The following is a 17,087-nucleotide window of genomic DNA, read 5'->3' as shown; positions in this document are numbered from 1 at the left end:
ATGGGCCCTTCGGCTTCGGGTGCTGGACCCGAGGAAGGATACCGGGGGGTGGGGGGCCGTAAACGAACGCGGGTCCCGACCGAGGAGGTCAGGACCCGTACGTGTGCAGCTCCCCCGCCAGGACTCGAACCCGGACATAAGGCACCAAAAGCCTCAGTGCTGCCAATTACACCACAGGGGATGGTCAATCAACCCAAACCTGGACATTCCTGCTTTAGCCCCGATCTGTGCCGCCCCTACTATGCCGCACCGGACGGCCTGCGTGCGACGGTAAATGGGAGCACTTCGTGCCCGGTTCGCACCGGGGCCCGAGCCCCTGACCCGGCGGGGAGGACCCGAAGGGATTTGCGCGGGTACGCGCGGGGGGCCGTGCGTAGGCTGGCCGTATGACCTTGACGGGGGAAGAGCGGGGCGGGGCCGGGCGGGACGGGCCGTGGTGGTGGGAGCGGCGGCGGGAGGCCGCGCTGGACGTGGGGCTCGGCGTGGTGTCGGCCGTCGAGTGCGGGTTCGAGGGGGTGCCCTTCGCGCGCGAGGCGGGGGTGCCCGCGGTGCTCGGGGTGTTGCTCGGGGTGTTCGTCGGGGGTGCGCTCGTGGCGCGCCGGCGCTGGCCCGTGGCCGTGGTGGTGCTCGGGATCGCGATCACGCCGGCGGCGATGGGGTTCCTGCTGGGCGTGGTGGGCCTGTACACGCTGGCGGCCTCCGAGGCGCCGCGCCGGGTGACCGGGGTGCTGGGGTCGATGTCGCTGGTGGGGACCTTCGTCGTCACCTACGTGCGCACGCGCGGGGACGTCGAGGGCGAGGGGTTCCTCGTCGTCGTGCTGTCGGTGTTCATGGCGGTGGCCCTGACCGTGCCGCCGGTGCTGTTCGGTCTGTACCTGGGGGCCCGGCGGCGGCTGATGGAGAGCCTCCAGGAGCGGGCGGACTCGCTGGAGCGGGAGCTGTCGCTGCTGGCGGACCGGGCGGAGGAGCGGGCCGAGTGGGCCCGTACGGAGGAGCGCACCCGGATCGCGCGCGAGATGCACGACGTGGTGGCCCACCGGGTGTCGCTGATGGTGGTGCACGCGGCGGCCCTGGAGGCGGTGGCGGTGAAGGACCCGGCGAAGGCCGTGCGCAACGCCGCGCTGGTGGGTGACATGGGGCGCCAGGCGTTGACGGAGCTGCGGGAGATGCTCGGGGTGCTACGGGCCTCCTCGCCGGCGCCCGCGCCGGCGCCGGCCCCGGCCCTGGCCGCGGCGGTGGAGGACGGGCCCTCGCTCGGCGAGCTGGAGGCGCTGGTCGGGCAGTCCCGGGCGGCCGGGATGGTGGTGGCCTTCGAGGTGCACGGGGAGCCGGCGGGGGCGGCCGCGGGGTACGCGGCCGAGGTGGAGCAGACGGCGTACCGGGTGGTGCAGGAGGCGCTGACCAACTGCCACAAGCACGCGCCGGGCGCGCGGGTCGTCGTACGGCTCGCGCACCGGGACGGCGAGGTGGCCATGCAGGTGGAGAACGGGCCGTGCGGCACGGGGGCGACCGAGCCGGGGCTGCCCAGTGGGGGGAACGGGCTGGTGGGGATGCGGGAGCGGGTGTCGGGGCTGGGCGGTGTCTTCGTCTCCGGCCCCACGGAGGCGGGCGGCTTCCGCGTCTCGGCGGTCCTCCCGACCGACGCCTCGATCGCCGGCGGGGCCGGAAGGTCCAGCCTGCCCGGCTGATGCGGCCCGGCCCGGGGCCACCCCGGCCCCGCCGGCGGGGCTTGACGTGGCCTGGCCTGGGGCCACCCCCGGCCTGCCCGGCTGATGTGGCCTGGCCCGGGGCCACCCCGGCCCCGCCCGCGGGGCTTGATGGCCCGGCTCGGGGCCAACCCAGCCCGCCCGGCGTTTGAGGGCCCGCCGGAGGCCCCGCGGGTGGGGGTCGGGCGTCTGCCGGTCTGTTGCCGGGCGCGCCCGGGTGGGCCCTCCGGGGGCGCCTCAAACGCCGGCGGGGCTTGATTGGGCCCGGCCCGGGCCCACCCCCGGCCTGCCCGGCTGATGTGGCCTGGCCCGGGGCCACCCCGGCCCCGCCGGCGGGGCTTGACGTGGCCAACCCAGCCTGCCCGGCGTTTGAGGGCCCGCCGGAGGCCTCGTGGGTGGGGTCGGGCGTCTGCCGGTCTGTTGCCGGGCGCGTCCGGGTGGGCGCTTTGGGGGAGGGGGTCGTCAGCCTGTGGTGAGGCGGGTGGGTTGGAGGCCGGTGAGGAGGGCGGTGAGGGCTTCGTCGATGCTCGCGCCGAGGTACCAGTCGCCGGTGTGGTCGACGCAGTAGACGCGGCCCTCGGCGTCGACGGCGAGGTGCGAGGCCCCGTCGGCCTCGGTGCCGAGGGGGCAGAGCCGGGTGGACAGGGCGCGGCCCAGGTCGGCGAAGGTGCGGGCGAGGTGCAGCCCGGTGAGGGGGTCGATGCGGACGGTCGTGGGGGCTATCTGACGGCCCGGCCCGGGGGCGGTGACGGTGAGGCCGCCGAATTCGGCCCAGGCCTCGACGGCGGCGGGGAAGACCGTGTGCCGGTGGCCGGCGGGGGTGGTGTGGTCGCGCAGGGAGTCGGCCCAGTACTCGGCCTGTTTGATGTCCCAGCGGCCGGGCTGCCACCCGGCGGTGCGCAGCGCGGTGTCGACGGCCTGCGGGAAGCGGGTCGCCGAGGAGCGGTCGTAGGAGGCTGAGGGCGTCATCGGCGTGGGGTCAGGCCTTCTCGGGGGCGGGTGCGGTGAGGTCGACGGCCCGGACGCCGAAGTGGGCGAGCATCGCGTCGCAGGAGCGGCACGGGGGTGCGTAACTGCCGTGCAGGGGGTCGCCCGCCTCGCGGATGCGGCTGGCGGTGATCTTGGCGTGCTTGAGCGAGCGGCGGGCCTCGTTCGGGGTCAGCGGCTTGCGCGAGGCGCGGCGGCTGCGACCGTCCTCGACGGCCGCGAGGTGGCGCGAGAGCAGGATCGCCTCCGGACACCGGCCGGTGAAACGTTCGCGCTGGCCGCTCGTGAGGGTGTCGAGGAAGTCCTGGACGAGGTGGTGCAGCACGGGCGGCTGGTCGGCCTTGCCCGCGGTGCCCGTCAGGGTCTCGCCGCGGACGGAGAGGGCGGCGGCGATGGTGGGGAGGATGCCGTCGCGGCGGAAGCGCAGCACGGGGACGGCGGGGCCGTCGGTGCTGCTCCACCGCAGTCTGGGGTCGCCCGCGGTGCCGGTGGCGTGGGCGGTGGCGCCGTCGGGCGCCTCTCCCGCCGGGCCGTTCTGCCGGTCCGCGCGGGCCGGTGTGCTGGCAATCGTGTTCCGCATCTGGCGCTTTCCCTCCCGTGGCCGCGGCGCCGACCGCTGTCGGGCCGCTGTCGCGCACGCCCCCGTGCTGCGGGGACAGCCTGTCAAATGTCCCCTGTGGTGCGGAAGCGGGGTCGAATATTCGTATCAATTCGGATGTTCCCGGTCGGGGGCCCCGGGCGGCCGTCAGGGGCCCGGCCTGGGGAGGGTGCCGGTCTTGCCGCACCGCTTAGGCTGTGCTGAACCAGCCAGATCCAGCAGGGGGCTACCGCCATGACGACAGGTCGGCTCGGGCAGCAGGCCGTGCCACCCAACGCCGCGTACTCGGGGCAGGTCGTGCACTTCCCGGACCCGGTCCGGGCCGCGCGCCATCCCCAGGGAGTGCGGATCGGTGGGGACGGTCATCCCGACTTCGCGCGGTACGCGCGGGCGGCGGTGGAGATCGCCGAACCGCCGGAGGGCTTCGGCGTCGACGAGCTGCGGCTGACGGACTACGTGTCCGCGAACGCCGCCATGCACGCGGCGGGGCACGAGCTGTGGGACACCGTGGGACCGGTGGCGACCCCGCACGGCTGGACCTGGCACCACGTGGCCCGTTCGCGGCGCCTGGAGCTGGTCCCGGTCGAGGTGAAGGCGCTGCTGCGGCACCACGCCGGCCTGGCGACGGCGCCGGTGGACCACGACAAGCGCGGGACGCGGGCCCTCCAGGAGGTCCGCCCGGTGCACCTGGGGCTGCCGAAGTCGGTGGTGTCGGTGTCCGAGGCGCAGGTGCAGGGCGTCGAGGAGGACCTCGGCTACCGGCTGCCGGAGGCGTACCGCTCGTTCCTCAAGGCGGCGGGCGGCTGCGCGCCGGTCGGGGCCGGGCTGGACGTGGACCTGGGGCTGCTGGTGGATCAGCCGTTCTTCACGGTGCGCGAGGAGGCGGCGGTCAATGACCTGGTGTACGTCAACAAGTGTCTGCGGGACCACCTGACGAAGGACTACCTGTGCGTGGCCTTCGCGCAGGGCGGTCTGATCGCGGTGAAGGCCAAGGGCGAGGCGCTCGGTTCGGTGTGGTTCTCCCCGTACGACGACGCGCGCGACCGGGACGGCTGGTCGGTCCAGGAGCGCGTGGAGCGTCTGTTGCTGCCGTGCGGTACCGATTTCGACGCCTTTCTCGAACGATTGGCGGGCAACCCGCCGGAGCTGGAGACGGTGGCCGGTCTGATGGTGGACGGCGGATTCGCGCGTTCGGTTCCGGCAACGGTGGAGGGGTGACGGCGCGGTGGTGACGTTTGCGCAGGCGCAGGAGCGCGCCGAGGAGTGGATCAACGGGGACGTGCCCGGATACCAGCAGCGCGAGGTGCGGGTACGGGAGTTCGGCCTCGGCTTCGTGGTGTGGGCCGAGGACCGGGCGGGCGGCCCGGTGTCGGCCGGCGGCCGGCAGCGGCTGGTGATCGCGCGGGACAGCGGTGAGGCGACGCTGTGGCCGGGGCTGCCGGTGGGCGAGGTGATCCGGCGGTACGAGGAGGAGTACGGGGTGTCGGCGTCGGCGCCGGAACCGTCGGTGCCGCCGCAGCGGATCGACGCGGAGCAGACGTCCTTCATCCTGAGCCCGCCGGAGTGGTTGCAGGAGGCGGCGGACCGGGCGGGGATCGCCCCGCGGGCCGACGCGCCCGCCGCGCCGGCTCCGGCCGCGCCCGCCGCGCGGCCCGTCGGTGAGACGCCGTGGGCCGGTACGGACGTGAACGCGGGGTCGGACGACGTGTCCGTGCCGCTGCCCGCGACGGTGTTCGCGCCGCCGCTGTCCGGGACGGACCTGGAGGGTGCTCCGCCCGCCGTCTCGGCGGAGGCGAAGACGCAGCTCCTTTCGGGCGGCAGCCAGCTCCCGGCGACCGCGATCGCCCCGGCGCTGGACGTGGGCCCGCGGCCGGGCTCGGGGGCGGCTCCGGCCGCGCCGCCGGTTCCCGCCGCGCCGGCTCCCGCGGCTCCCGGTGCGCCCGGTGCCGCGTCCCCCGTGCCCGGCAGCGACATCGCCGACGCGCCGACGAGCAAGGCCCGGGTGAACCGGCCCTCGCCGTCGGCGCCGCCGGGTCCCCCCGGCGCTCCGGGTGCGCCCGGCGCCGGTCAGCCGTCCGCCCCGCCCGGTCCGCCCGGCGCCCCGGGCGGCTCGGCGCAGCACGCCGCGACCATGCTGGCGGGCCCGGCCGTGAGCCAGCCGCCCGCGCCGCCCGGCCCGCCCGGCGCGCCCGGCGGCAGTGGGGGAGGCCAGGCGCAGTACGCGGCCACGATGTTGGCCGGTCCGGCCGTGAACCAGCCGCCGGCGCCTCCCGGTCCGCCCGGTGCTCCGGGTGCGCCCGGTGCCGGTCAGCCGTCCGCGCCGCCCGGTCCGCCGGGTGCGCCCGGTGGCGGTGCGGGTGGGGTGCAGCACGCGGCCACGATGTTGGCCGGTCCGGCCGTGAGCCAGCAGCCGGCGCCGCCGGGTCCGCCCGGTGCGCCCGGTGCTGGTCAGCCGTCCGCGCCGCCCGGTCCGCCCGGTCCGCCGGGTGCGCCCGGTGGCGGTGCGGGTGGGGTGCAGCACGCCGCCACGATGCTCGCCGGTCCGGCCGTGAGCCAGCCGCCCGCGCCGCCCGGCCCGCCCGGCGCGCCCGGTGGCGGTGCGGGCGCGGCCCAGCACGCCGCGACGATGCTGGCCGGTCCGGGCGCCGCGGGTCGGCCGCCGGCGCCGCCCGGGCCCGTTCCGCAGGCGCCCCAGCCGCCGCAGCCGCACGCGCCGCAGCAGCCCGGGGTGCCCACGGTCGGCCCCGGCTATCAGGCCGTGCTGCGCTACCGCGGCCAGGACGGCTCCGAGCAGCAGCTCATCCGCCGCTCGGCGCCCGGCACCCCGCACCCGGAGTGGCAGATCCTGCACGAGCTGCGCGCGATGGGCGTGCCCCCGCAGCAGGTCCTGGAGCTGCACACCGAACTGGAGTCGTGTGAGCTGCCCGGCGGTTACTGCGCGCGGATGATCCGGGAGACCTGGCCGCAGGTGCGGATCACGAGCGTGGCGCCGTACGGCACGGACCACGCGGGCCGCCAGCAGGGCATGCGCCACCTGCTCACCCACCAGGGCGAGCTGCACCAGGTGGCGGACGGTCCGGCGCGTCCCGCGCCGGTGCGCGCGCCGCTGCCGCAGGTGCCGTTGGAGCCCGCGATCCCGCTGGAGGCGATCGCGTCGGAGCTGACGCAGGCCTTCGGCCCGCAGGGCGTCTTCCGCTTCGAGCAGCGCGCGGTGTCCCGGCAGGGCGTGCCGGAGATCGTGGCGCAGACGCTGGTGTGGTCGGGCCTGCCGGTGGACTTCGGTCCCTTCTTCTGGGCGCAGGCGGTGCCGGGCCAGCCGGTGCCGACGCTGGCGGAGATGGCCGCGCAGCGGCAGGTGCAGCCGGCGCCGGACGCCGGTTCGTACCTGGTCGTCGGCAGCGACTTCGGCAAGGCGATCTGCGTGCAGTACGGGACGGCGCACATCGTGGCGGTTCCCGTCGAGGCGGGTCCGGGCGGTGGCACGGTGGCGCCCCAGTTCGTGAATTCGAGCCTGCCGCAGTTCGCGCGCTGCCTGGCGATGCTGGGGTACATGTGGCGGCTGCGCATGCACCTGACGCCCGAACAGGCGGGGCGCTGGACGGCCGACTTCCAGATGAAGCTGGCGGCGCTGGACAGCGCGGCGCTGGCATCGCCGGAGAACTGGTGGTCCGTGCTGCTGGAGCAGATGTGGGACGGACTGCTCTGACGACCCGATGGAAGGATCGCCCGATCCTCGGTTGATCCGAAGATCGGGTGGGCATCTCTTGTGCATGGCCGGGCCGGGACCCCCGAACGGGGTCCCGGCCCGGCCATTGCCGCTTCTGTACGTAAATGACGCATCCTTGGCAGGAATCAACGCGCATCGGCCACACGCCGCACGCCACGCGAGAGAGGCGCTTTCAGGATGAGTGCACCCATGTCACCGCGACCTCAGGGCTTCGCGACCGTGCGCGGCCGCGCCTATCGGACGGACGAGGTGGACCGCTACCTCGCCCGGCTCTCCGGCGCCCGTGACGAGGCGTGGGAACGGGTGGCCCGGCTGACGGTGCTCGCACGCCAGTTGGAGGAGGAGTCGCAGCGGCTGGCCGCGGCGGTGGCCTCGCTGGCGCCCCAGACCTACGACGAGCTGAGCGAGCGGGCGCGGCGGATCCTGGCGCTGGTGCAGGAGGAGGCCGACAGCGTACGGGCGGACGCGCGGGCGGACGTGTCGGCGATCCAGGGCGCCGCCGAGGCGCACGCGGACCGCGCGGCGGAGCTGGCCCGCCAGGACGCGGACGCGGTGCGGGACCAGACGGAGGTACGGGCGAGTCAGGGCCTGGCGCGCGCCCAGCGCGAGGCGGACGACGCCCGGGCGGAGGCCCACCAGGACGCGACGGCCCTGCGGACCCAGGCGCACGCGACCCTGACCCAGACCCGCCGGCGCTGCGAGGCGCTGCTGGCGGACCAGGAGCAGGACCACGTGGAGCGCCGGGACGCGGCGGAGCGGGAGTTGGCCGCGCGGGAGGCCGAGCTGGAGGCCCGGCACGCCGAGTTGGAGCGGCACGCGCAGGCGCGGCTGGCGGACGCGCGGCGGGAGTTCGCGGAGCAGGAGGAGGCCGCCCGGCACGGCCAGGAGGACGCGGAGGCGCGGGCGGCGGAGCTGCTGGCCGGGGCGCGGATGCGGGAGGAGCGCACGGTGCGCGAGACGGAGCGGATCCTGCGGGAGCACGAGGCGGCGCAGGAGGAGATGCGGGCCCACATGAACCACGTCCGCTCCAGCCTGGCGGCCCTGACGGGCCGGGCCCCGGCGGAGGGCTGACACCCCGCCGGGAGCCCGCGGCGCGGGGGTCAGCCGGCCCGCAGGGCGGTCAGGAAGCCGTCGATCAGCGGGGCGATCTCGGGCAGGTGGGTCTCCAGGGCGAAGTGCCCGGCGCCGTCGAAGACGTGCACCTCGGCGTCCGGGAGGTCGCGGGCGTACGCCTCGGCGCCCGCCGGCAGGAAGAAGGGGTCGCCGGCGCCCCACAGGACGAGCGTCGGCGGCCGGTGCGCGCGCAGCCACTCCTGCCAGGCCGGGTACAGCGTGATGTTGGTCGCGTAGTCGAAGGCGAGGTCGGCCTGGGCGTCGGCGCGGCCGGGCAGGTCCAGGAAGTGCTGGTCCAGGGTCCAGCTGTCGGGGGAGAGCAGGGCGGGGTCGGCGACGCCGGCCTCGTACTGGAAGCGGGTGCCCTCCAGCGTGAACAGGCCGCGGACCTGCTCCTCGTGGCCCGGCACCGCGCGGCGCAGCCCCGAGAACTCGCGGGCCATGTCGGAGAGCCCGTCCTCGTAGGCGTTGCCGTTCTGGACGATGAGGCCGGTGATCCGCTCGGGGGCGCGGGTGGCGAGCCGCAGGCCGACCGGGGCGCCGAAGTCGAAGACGTAGAGGGCGAAGCGGTCGAGGCCGAGGGCCACGGTGAAGCCCTCGACGATGTCCGCGAGCCGGTCGAAGGTGTAGGTGAACCCCTCGGGGGCCTCGGTGTGCCCGAAGCCGGGGTAGTCCGGGGCGATCAGGCGGTGGGAGGTGCCGAGCGCGTCCATCAGCCGGCGGAACTGGTGCGAGGCGGTCGGGAAGCCGTGCAGCAGCAGGAGGACCGGGCCGTCGGCGGGGCCGCTCTCGCGGTAGAAGACGCGGACGCCCTCCACGTCGACGTGTCCGTGGCGGACCTGCGGGACCTGCGGGACCTGCCGTGCCTGCTGCACCTGCTGTACCTGCGGAACCGAAACGCTGAGCGGAGTGCTCATCACATGCCTCCCCGTGGCTTGGTGGCATGAGTCTCGCCCACGACGGGCTAATGGGTCAAGGGGCATCTCATGCATTAGGGCGGTAGGGTGGTGGCATGACCGCGACCTTCCCGCTCCTCGGCGAGCCGCTCGCCCTGGACCTCCTCAACACCAGCTCCCCGGCCCTGGGCGACCTGATCGCCGAGCCGGCCGCCCTCGCCGCCTGGGTGGAGGCGCAGCCGGGACGGCTGACCCCGCTCGCCCGGGTGACCGGTGCCGAGGTGAGCGCCGTCCACGCGGTTCGGGAGGCCGCGCGGGAGGCGCTGGAGGCGGTCCGCCGGGGCGAGCGGCCGCCGGGTGGCGCGCTGCGGGTCCTGAACGGGGCCCTGGCCGCGGCCCCGGTCCACCGCGAACTCGGCTGGACGCCGGGGGAGGGGCTCACCGCGACCTCGCGCCCGCTGGCCGCTGATCCCGCGCGTCGGCTCGCCGCGGAGCTGGCCGGGGCGGTGGCGGACCTGCTGACGGGCCCCCGGGTGGCGGACGTTCGCGGCTGCGAGGGTGTCGAGTGCGGGCTGCTCTTCCTTCCGGTGAACCCGCGGCGGCGCTGGTGCGTGGCCGGGATCTGCGGCAACCGGGCTCGCGTGGCGCGCCACTATGCCCGGCACGCCAAGGGCGAGGCGTAGGGCGCCGGCCCGCTGATGGCTACGGTCGCGGCTCCGGCCGCCGGGCGAGGCCGCGCTGGTCTGCCCTCCGGGGGCGCCTCAAACGCCGGCGGGGCTGGATTTGCCCGGGGTCGGAGGTCCCGGCTGCCGGTGGGCGAGGCTCGCGCTGGTGTGCCCTCCGGGGGCGCCTCAAACGCCGGCGGGGCTGGAGTGTCCGGGGTCGGAGGTCCTGGCTGCCGCTTGGGTGAGGCTCGCGCTGGTGTGCCCTCCGGGGGCGCCTCAAACGCCGGCGGGGCTGGAGTGTCCGGGGTCGGAGGTCCTGGCAGGCGGTGGGAGGGTCCCTGGCGGGGCTGGATTTGCCCGGGGGCGGAGTCCCGGCGGGTGGGTGTTTTCAGCCTCGCCGGCGTTTGAGGCGCTCCCGGAGGGGGGTGGGCTAGGGCTGCGGCTCCGGCTTCGGGTGGTGCGTCGGGGCGGTCCGCTGGGCCGCGACCTGTGCCGGCGCCGGGGCGGGGTCCGCTGCCGGGGCCGGGGGCGCGTAGGCGTACGGGTCGCTGCGCAGGCCGCGCGCCGTCACGTAGACCGTGAAGGGGGCCTCGGGGCCGGTGGCGGGAGCCGGGCGGACCAGGGTCAGGTAGCCGTCGGCGCCCAGGTCGGCCTCCTGCTGCGGCTCCGCGCCGATGGTGACCTTGGCCCGGCCGTGCACGGGGTCGTCGCCGAAGCCGCCGCCCTCGATGAGCAGGAGGTCGCCCGTGCGCGAGACGCGGGTGATGACCGGATTGGGGCGCGTGGCCACCTTGTTGAGCAGGTAGGCCGCGGCCGGGGCGCCGGTGAGCGCCCAGATCTCCGGCGGCAGCTTCGGCAGGCCCGCGCCCACGTCGGCCACGAAGAAGGCGGCGACGTAGAGCATCGTGACGATGCTGAAGGCGACGTACTGGAGGTCCATCAGGTCGGTCTGACCCGAGTCGTTGGAGACGAGCTCGCCCATCGGCAGCGGCTGCGCGGCCGGGTGCGGCCCGGCGGCCGGGGCACCGGGAGCGGGCTGCTTCTCCGGCTTGAAGAGCCGCCCGTTCTGCACGCGCAGGCCGACCACGCCCTTGGCCCCGATCAGGGCCAGGTACGGGCCCCCGAGCAGCGGCAGGTAGACGTCGGTCAGGGGGCCGAAGGGATTCTCGGGGCCACGGAAGTAGCCGATGCCCTGGGTGACTCCGTAGCCGAGCAGGACGATCAGCATCCACACGAGCAGGCCGGTCCAGGCGGCGGCGAGCGTCTTGGACGTGGACAGCCTGCCGTCGCGGCCGGTGACCAGGCCCGGGCGGGCGCGCAGGGCCCAGTAGGCCAGGCCGAGCGCGGCCACGAGCGTGAGTAGAGCGGGTAGCCAGGCCATCGTCGTTCCCCCCAGTTCGGTCCCCGTCCGTGGTCTCCCGCGTAGCCGGGTCCATGACAAGTGCGCCACGCCGTCGGGCCGTCGGGCCGTCGGGCCGTCAGCCCCGCGGGTCGACCCGGTCCGTCCCCTCCGCCCGGTCCGCCCGCTCCTGGGCCTCCGTCAGCACCGGGAACCTGCGCGGCGCGAGCAGGAGCAGGACCAGCACCGCCACCACCGCGGCCGCGGTCGCCCCCAGATAGATGTGGTCGACGGCGGTGGCCACCGCGCCCCGCAGGTAGTCGGCGGCTCCGGCGGGCAGCGCGCCCGGCTCCGCCAGGGCCTTGGACACGTCGTCCAGGTGGGCCGGCAGCCCGCTCATCGGGGCGTCGGCCAGCCGGGCCGCGATGGTGGCGTTGGCGACGGCGCCCAGCAGCGCCGCGCCGACGCTCTGGCCGACCTGCCGGGAGAAGAGGACGGAGGCGGTGGTGGTGCCGCGCTCGGCCCAGCCCACCGTGGACTGCACGCCGATCATCAGCGGCAGCTGGAACAGCCCGAGCGCGCAGCCCAGCGCCAGCATGACCAGCGCGGGCTGCCAGGGCCGGGCGTGCGCCGGGAGCAGGGTGAAGGAGAAGAGGACGGCGGCGGCCAGCGACATGCCGATGACGGCGCTGTCGCGGAAGCCGATGCGCCGGTAGACGTGCTGGCTGAAGGCCGCGGATATCGGCCAGCTCAGGGTCATCGCCGACATGACGAAGCCCGCGCCGATCGGCCCGAGGCCGAGTACGGCCTGCGCGTACGTCGGCATGAACACCATCGGGGCCACCATCAGCAGCCCCAGCGCGGCCATGGCGAGGTTGACGGCCGCGATCGTGCGCCGGCGCCACACCCACCCCGGCAGTATCGGTTCCTCGGCCCGGCGCTCCACCCGGACCACCACCGCGGCCAGCGCCGCGCTCCCGGCCAGCAGGCCCAGCGAGGGCGCGGACAGCCAGGGCCAGGCGACCCCGCCCTGGACCAGCGCGAAGAGCAGCAGCCCGCCGCAGGCGAACACCGCCAGCGCGCCCGCCCAGTCGGTCCGGCCCCGGGGGCCCGCGGCCCGTACCGGCTCGGCCAGGTGCCGGACGATCAGCCACAGCGCCAGCCCGCCCAACGGCAGGTTGATCAGGAAGATCCAGCGCCAGTCCGCGTAGGCGGCGAGCAGCCCGCCGACCGCGGGGCCGGCGACGGACGAGGTGGCCCACACGGTGGACATCCGGGACTGGATCCGCGGCCGCTCCTTGAGCGGGTACAGGTCGGCGGCCAGGGTCTGCACCGTGCCCTGGAGGGCGCCGCCGCCCAGGCCCTGGACGATGCGGAAGGCGATCAGCGCGGCCATGTTCCAGGCGGCCGCGCACAGCAGCGAGCCGACCAGGAAGAGGGCCACGCCGAAGAGGAGCACGGGCTTGCGGCCGAAGGTGTCGGACAGCTTCCCGTACACGGGCAGGGAGACGGTGACGGCGAGCAGGTAGCCGGAGAAGAGCCAGGAGAAGACGGAGAAGCCGCCGAGGTCGCCGACGATCTGCGGGACCGCGGTGGCCACGATCGTGCTGTCGAGGGCGACCAGACCCATCGTCAGCATCAGCGCGGCGACCACGGCGGTACGGGGTCGGGCGCGCGCCCCGTCGGTCCCGTCGGTCCCGTCGCTCCCGCCCGGCTCCACGTCGGCGCCCGCTTCCGCCCCGGTTCCCGCTTCCCCCGTAGCCACCAAGATCCCTTCACTGTGCACGCATAGGCGGAGAACACCATCTCACCGCGGTCCTACCGGCGGTATCCCCCAGGCCCCCTCGCCCACAGGGTGGACGTCCCCTAGGGGGTGCTCCCCAGTAAGGAGCAGGGGACTTTCGTCCCGACGGAGGAGGCCGAAAGTCCCCCCTGCTCCTTAACTGGTTCCTACGGGCCGCGGGGGGCGGCCCGCACGGGGCGGCTCCCACGGGGGTGGGGCTGGCCCCCGTACGCATCCGGCCACTGGCACCAGGGCGCCGCCCGCCACCGCCGCACAGACTTCGACGCGGACCGGGAGCCGGTCCAGCAGAACAATGAGGAGAACGCCGTGACAACCGCACTGACCGATACCCGGCACGGGGGAGCTGGAGGGCATGTGGCCGTCGCGGCGCGAGCTCGGCAGGTCGTCAAGGCCTACGGCACCGGCGAGACCCGGGTCGTCGCCCTCGACGGCGTCGACGTGGACATCCACCGCAGCCGCTTCACCGCCATCATGGGTCCGTCGGGCTCCGGCAAGTCCACGCTGATGCACTGCCTGGCCGGCCTCGACACCGTGAGCAGCGGTCGGATCCACCTCGCCGACACCGAGATCACCGGGCTGAAGGACAAGAAGCTCACCCAGCTGCGCCGGGACCGGATCGGCTTCATCTTCCAGGCGTTCAACCTGCTCCCGACGCTGAACGCGCTGGAGAACATCACGCTCCCGATGGACATCGCGGGCCGCAAGCCCGACGCGGAGTGGCTCAACCGGGTCGTGGAGACCGTGGGTCTCGCCGGCCGGCTGAAGCACCGCCCGACCCAGCTGTCCGGCGGCCAGCAGCAGCGCGTGGCCGTGGCGCGCGCCCTGGCCGCCCGCCCCGAGATCATCTTCGGCGACGAGCCGACCGGGAACCTGGACTCGCGGGCCGGCGCCGAGGTCCTCGGCTTCCTGCGCCGCTCGGTCGACGAGCTGGGCCAGACGATCGTCATGGTCACCCACGACCCGGTCGCCGCGTCCTACGCGGACCGGGTGCTCTACCTCGCCGACGGCCGGATCGTGGACGAGATGTTCGACCCGACCGCCGAGTCGGTGCTGGACCGCATGAAGGACTTCGACGCGCGCGGGCGGACGTCATGACCGTCATGAAGACCTCGCTGCGCAACTTCGCCGCGCACAAGGGTCGGATGGCCCTCTCGGCGATAGCCGTGCTGCTCTCCGTCGCCTTCGTCTGCGGCACGCTCGTCTTCACCGACACGATGAACACGACCTTCGACAAGCTGTTCGGGGCCACCAGCGCCGATGTCACGGTCACCCCCAAGGAGGCCGCGGACGAGGGCGAGACCCGGCAGCGCGGGCGCCCCGACGCGCTCGCCGGATCGGTCGTCGACCAGGTCAAGAAGGTCGAGGGCGTCAAGTCCGCCGAGGGCGGCGTCATCTCGGTGGCCGTGACCGTGGTCAACGCCAAGAACGAGAACATGGGCTCGACGACCGGCGCCCCGACCATCGCGGGCAGCTGGAACGACAACGAGCTGAAGTCCATGAAGATCAGCTCCGGGCACGCGCCGCGCGGGCCCACCGAGGTGATGGTCGACGCCGACACGGCGAAGAAGCACCACCTCGCGCTCGGGGACGAGCTGCGCACGATCGCCCTCACCGGTGACCTGCGCGCGAAGATCGCCGGCATCGCCACCTTCACGGTGACCAACCCGGGCGCGGCCGTCGTCTACTTCGACACCCCCACCGCCCAGCAGGTCCTGCTCGGTGCCCCCGGTTCCTTCACCCACGTCAACGTCGTCGCCGAGGACGGCGTGAGCGACGACCAGCTGAAGAAGAACATCGCCGCCTCCGTCGGCGCGGGCAGCTACAAGCTGCAGACCGCCAAGGAGTCCGCGGACGCGGGCCGCAAGGACGTCGGTTCCTTCCTCGACGTCATGAAGTACGCCATGCTCGCCTTCGCCGGGATCGCCTTCCTCGTCGGCATCTTCCTGATCTTCAACACCTTCTCGATGCTGGTCGCCCAGCGCACCCGGGAGATCGGCCTGATGCGCGCCATCGGCGCCGACCGCGGGCAGGTCAACCGCTCCGTCCTCGTCGAGGCCCTGCTGCTCGGCGTGGTCGGCTCGGTGCTCGGCGTCGGCGCGGGCGTCGGCCTGGCCGTGGGGCTGATGAAGCTCATGGGTCAGATGGGGATGCACCTGTCCACCGACGACCTGACCGTGCTGTGGACCACCCCGGTCCTCGGCATCCTGCTCGGGGTCATCGTCACCGTCGTCTCCGCCTACCTCCCGGCCCGGCGCGCCGGCAAGGTCTCCCCGATGGCCGCCCTGCGCGACGCCGGCACCCCCGGCGACCGCAAGGCGGGCGTGGTCCGCGCGGTCATCGGCCTGGTGCTCACCGGCATCGGCGGCGCCGCCCTGTTCGCCGCCGCGGGCGCCACCAAGGCGAGCGCCGGGTCGATGTGGCTCGGCCTGGGCGTGGTCCTCACCCTGATCGGCTTCATCGTGATCGGCCCGCTGCTGGCCGGCGGCGTGGTCAAGGTGCTCGCCGGGGCGGTGCTGCGGCCCTTCGGATCGGTCGGCCGGCTCGCCGAGCGCAACGCGCTGCGCAATCCGCGCCGTACGGGCGCCACCGCCGCCGCGCTGATGATCGGTCTGGCCCTGGTGGCCTGCCTGTCGGTGGTCGGCTCCTCGATGGTGGCCTCCGCCACCGACGAGCTCGACCGCTCGGTCGGGGCGGACTTCATCATCCAGTCGCAGAACGGCCAGCCGGTGCTGCCGCAGGCCGAGAAGGCGCTGCGCGCCGTCCCCGACATCGACCACGTCACCGCGTACAAGGTCCTCGACGCGAAGATCACCACGCCGGACGGCAAGGCCGAGGACAAGACGCTGTCCGCCGCCGACCCGAGCTACGCCCAGGACGTGCGCAAGAAGACCGTCTCCGGCGAGCTGGCGGGCGCGTACGCCAAGAACGCGCTGTCGGTCGGCGAGGGCTACGCGAAGGAGCACGGCCTGAAGCTCGGTGACGAGGTCACGGTCGCCTTCAAGGCCGGATCGAGCGCCAAGCTCAAGGTCGGGGTCATCACCTCGGACGAGGGCAGCATCGACCGGGGCGCGATGTACACGAGCATCGCGACGGCGGCGCAGTACGTGCCGGCCGACAAGATGCCGCAGAACCTGATCATGTTCGCCAAGGCCGAGGACGGCAAGCAGGACGCCGCCTACAGCGCCATGAAGGACGCGATGGCCGCGTACCCGCAGTACGACGTGCGCAACCAGGCCGACTACAAGAAGAGCCTCAAGGACCAGGTCGGTCAGCTGCTCAACATCGTCTACGGCCTGCTCGCCCTCGCGATCATCGTGGCGGTGCTGGGTGTGGTGAACACGCTGGCCCTCTCGGTGGTCGAGCGGACCCGGGAGATCGGGCTGATGCGGGCCATCGGGCTCTCCCGTCGCCAGCTGCGCCGGATGATCCGGCTGGAGTCGGTGGTCATCGCGCTCTTCGGTGCGCTGCTGGGGCTGGGGCTGGGCATGGGCTGGGGGGTCGCCGGGCAGCAGCTGCTGGCGCTCCAGGGGCTCAAGGTCCTGGAGATCCCGTGGCCGACGATCCTGGGCGTCTTCGCCGGGTCGGCCTTCGTGGGGCTGTTCGCGGCGCTGGTCCCGGCCTTCCGGGCTGGCCGGATGAACGTCCTGAACGCGATCGGCAGCGAGTAGCCGACCCGGTCGTACGGGCCCCGGCCCCGCCCCCGCGGCGGGCTCCGGGGCCGCGGCCGTCCCACCCTCCGGGGTGCGCCTCAATCGCCGGCGGGGCTGAATCGGCAGCCTCGTCGGCAGTTCGAGGGACGGCCGGTCAGCGTGGGCCATCCCAGCCTCGCCGGCGTTTGAGGCGCCCTCGGAGAGGGGCGGGCGGTCAGCGTTGGCCATCCCAGCCTCGCCGGCGTTTGAGGCGCCCCCGGAGAGGGGCGGGCGGGCAGCGTGGGCCAACCCAGCCCCGCCGGCGTTTGAGGCGCCCCCGGAGGGGGGTGACGGCCGGTCAGCGTTGGCCATCCCAGCCTCGCCGGCGTTTGAGGCGCCCCCGGAGGGGACGGGCAGCCGACCCGCCTCAGCGTGGGCCAACCCAGCCTCGCCGGCGTTTGAGGCGCCCCCCGGAGGGGGCGGGCAGCCGGCTCGGCGCTCGGGCCCCGCCGTCGCGGGATCGGGTGAACCGGCCGGGCCCCGCGGCGCCGCCGGGACCTCCCCTCGGCCAGGGCCCGGCCAGGGCCCGGGCGGCAATCCCCCGCGCGCGGCGTCGGGGTGCG

The 17,087-nt window shown here is 74.7% G+C and carries 12 protein-coding genes and 1 tRNA gene; 7 read left to right on the top strand and 6 right to left on the bottom strand.

The genetic code is table 11. From position 1 onward, the window contains the following. Positions 1-109 precede the first annotated feature (109 nt). Positions 110-181 (bottom strand) — tRNA-Gln (locus ACZ4UB_RS06765). Positions 182-386: 205 nt separating this feature from the next. Here ACZ4UB_RS06765 and ACZ4UB_RS06760 point away from each other — a divergent pair. Further along, on the top strand, positions 387-1,688 hold the full coding sequence (locus tag ACZ4UB_RS06760) for a sensor histidine kinase (RefSeq protein ID WP_468068700.1): 1,302 nt from the start codon (positions 387-389) through the stop codon (positions 1,686-1,688). Positions 1,689-2,168: 480 nt separating this feature from the next. Here ACZ4UB_RS06760 and ACZ4UB_RS06755 read toward each other — a convergent pair whose 3' ends face one another. Together ACZ4UB_RS06755 and ACZ4UB_RS06750 are read right to left on the bottom strand one after the other, a co-directional pair. Then, positions 2,169-2,675: an SUKH-3 domain-containing protein gene (locus ACZ4UB_RS06755; RefSeq protein ID WP_354380534.1), complete on the bottom strand. Its 507-nt coding sequence runs from the start codon at positions 2,673-2,675 to the stop codon at positions 2,169-2,171. Positions 2,676-2,685: 10 nt separating this feature from the next. After that, complete coding sequence (locus ACZ4UB_RS06750) at positions 2,686-3,273, bottom strand: YwqJ-related putative deaminase (RefSeq protein ID WP_354380535.1); 588 nt, start codon at positions 3,271-3,273, stop codon at positions 2,686-2,688. A gap of 252 nt (positions 3,274-3,525) precedes the next feature. Between ACZ4UB_RS06750 and ACZ4UB_RS06745 the strand changes: the two genes are divergently transcribed. From ACZ4UB_RS06745 to ACZ4UB_RS06735, 3 genes are all read left to right on the top strand, one after another. Continuing rightward, on the top strand, positions 3,526-4,509 hold the full coding sequence (locus ACZ4UB_RS06745) for an SMI1/KNR4 family protein (protein ID WP_468068699.1): 984 nt from the start codon (positions 3,526-3,528) through the stop codon (positions 4,507-4,509). A gap of 7 nt (positions 4,510-4,516) precedes the next feature. Continuing rightward, positions 4,517-6,997 carry an SUKH-4 family immunity protein gene (locus ACZ4UB_RS06740; RefSeq protein ID WP_468068697.1) on the top strand — a complete coding sequence of 827 codons (2,481 nt, stop codon included), beginning with the start codon at positions 4,517-4,519 and terminating at the stop codon, positions 6,995-6,997. Positions 6,998-7,207: 210 nt separating this feature from the next. Then, the gene (locus ACZ4UB_RS06735; protein WP_468068696.1) at positions 7,208-8,089 is read left to right on the top strand and encodes a cellulose-binding protein; all 882 of its coding nucleotides are present in this window, start codon (positions 7,208-7,210) and stop codon (positions 8,087-8,089) included. Positions 8,090-8,118: 29 nt separating this feature from the next. Here ACZ4UB_RS06735 and ACZ4UB_RS06730 read toward each other — a convergent pair whose 3' ends face one another. Beyond that, the gene (locus tag ACZ4UB_RS06730; RefSeq protein WP_468068695.1) at positions 8,119-9,048 is read right to left on the bottom strand and encodes an alpha/beta fold hydrolase; all 930 of its coding nucleotides are present in this window, start codon (positions 9,046-9,048) and stop codon (positions 8,119-8,121) included. A gap of 95 nt (positions 9,049-9,143) precedes the next feature. Between ACZ4UB_RS06730 and ACZ4UB_RS06725 the strand changes: the two genes are divergently transcribed. Beyond that, positions 9,144-9,710, top strand: a complete 567-nt coding sequence (locus ACZ4UB_RS06725; RefSeq protein WP_468068693.1) for a CGNR zinc finger domain-containing protein — start codon at positions 9,144-9,146, stop codon at positions 9,708-9,710. A 412-nt stretch (positions 9,711-10,122) separates the two neighbouring features. On the opposite strand, the gene ACZ4UB_RS06720 is transcribed toward ACZ4UB_RS06725, so the two are convergent. Both ACZ4UB_RS06720 and ACZ4UB_RS06715 read right to left on the bottom strand, forming a co-directional pair. Then, positions 10,123-11,073 carry a hypothetical protein gene (locus ACZ4UB_RS06720; protein ID WP_468068691.1) on the bottom strand — a complete coding sequence of 317 codons (951 nt, stop codon included), beginning with the start codon at positions 11,071-11,073 and terminating at the stop codon, positions 10,123-10,125. Positions 11,074-11,170: 97 nt separating this feature from the next. Next, positions 11,171-12,796: an MDR family MFS transporter gene (locus ACZ4UB_RS06715; RefSeq protein WP_468068690.1), complete on the bottom strand. Its 1,626-nt coding sequence runs from the start codon at positions 12,794-12,796 to the stop codon at positions 11,171-11,173. Positions 12,797-13,141: 345 nt separating this feature from the next. On the opposite strand from ACZ4UB_RS06715, the gene ACZ4UB_RS06710 reads away from it, so the two are divergent. Together ACZ4UB_RS06710 and ACZ4UB_RS06705 are read left to right on the top strand one after the other, a co-directional pair. Next, positions 13,142-13,930, top strand: a complete 789-nt coding sequence (locus ACZ4UB_RS06710) for an ABC transporter ATP-binding protein (protein ID WP_468068689.1) — start codon at positions 13,142-13,144, stop codon at positions 13,928-13,930. Next, positions 13,927-16,503, top strand: coding sequence for an ABC transporter permease (locus tag ACZ4UB_RS06705; RefSeq protein WP_468068688.1), 2,577 nt, complete (start codon positions 13,927-13,929; stop codon positions 16,501-16,503). The genes ACZ4UB_RS06710 and ACZ4UB_RS06705 overlap by 4 nt, the downstream gene beginning before the upstream one ends. Positions 16,504-17,087: the final 584 nt, after the last annotated feature.

This window comes from Streptomyces sp. NPDC028419 (genome assembly GCF_055565515.1).
The sequence above is the reverse complement of the archived record's forward strand: the minus strand, read 5'-3'. Positions and strand labels throughout refer to the sequence as shown.

What these genes read in the sequence shown, in the direction of transcription:
- ACZ4UB_RS06720 (WP_468068691.1), bottom strand. Translation starts at nt 11,073, where the DNA reads ATGGCCTGGCTACCCGCTCTACTCACGCTCGTGGCCGCGCTCGGCCTG.
- ACZ4UB_RS06730 (WP_468068695.1), bottom strand. Translation starts at nt 9,048, where the DNA reads ATGAGCACTCCGCTCAGCGTTTCGGTTCCGCAGGTACAGCAGGTGCAG.
- ACZ4UB_RS06755 (WP_354380534.1), bottom strand. Translation starts at nt 2,675, where the DNA reads ATGACGCCCTCAGCCTCCTACGACCGCTCCTCGGCGACCCGCTTCCCG.
- ACZ4UB_RS06745 (WP_468068699.1), top strand. Translation starts at nt 3,526, where the DNA reads ATGACGACAGGTCGGCTCGGGCAGCAGGCCGTGCCACCCAACGCCGCG.
- ACZ4UB_RS06725 (WP_468068693.1), top strand. Translation starts at nt 9,144, where the DNA reads ATGACCGCGACCTTCCCGCTCCTCGGCGAGCCGCTCGCCCTGGACCTC.
- ACZ4UB_RS06735 (WP_468068696.1), top strand. Translation starts at nt 7,208, where the DNA reads ATGTCACCGCGACCTCAGGGCTTCGCGACCGTGCGCGGCCGCGCCTAT.
- ACZ4UB_RS06705 (WP_468068688.1), top strand. Translation starts at nt 13,927, where the DNA reads ATGACCGTCATGAAGACCTCGCTGCGCAACTTCGCCGCGCACAAGGGT.
- ACZ4UB_RS06760 (WP_468068700.1), top strand. Translation starts at nt 387, where the DNA reads ATGACCTTGACGGGGGAAGAGCGGGGCGGGGCCGGGCGGGACGGGCCG.
- ACZ4UB_RS06750 (WP_354380535.1), bottom strand. Translation starts at nt 3,273, where the DNA reads ATGCGGAACACGATTGCCAGCACACCGGCCCGCGCGGACCGGCAGAAC.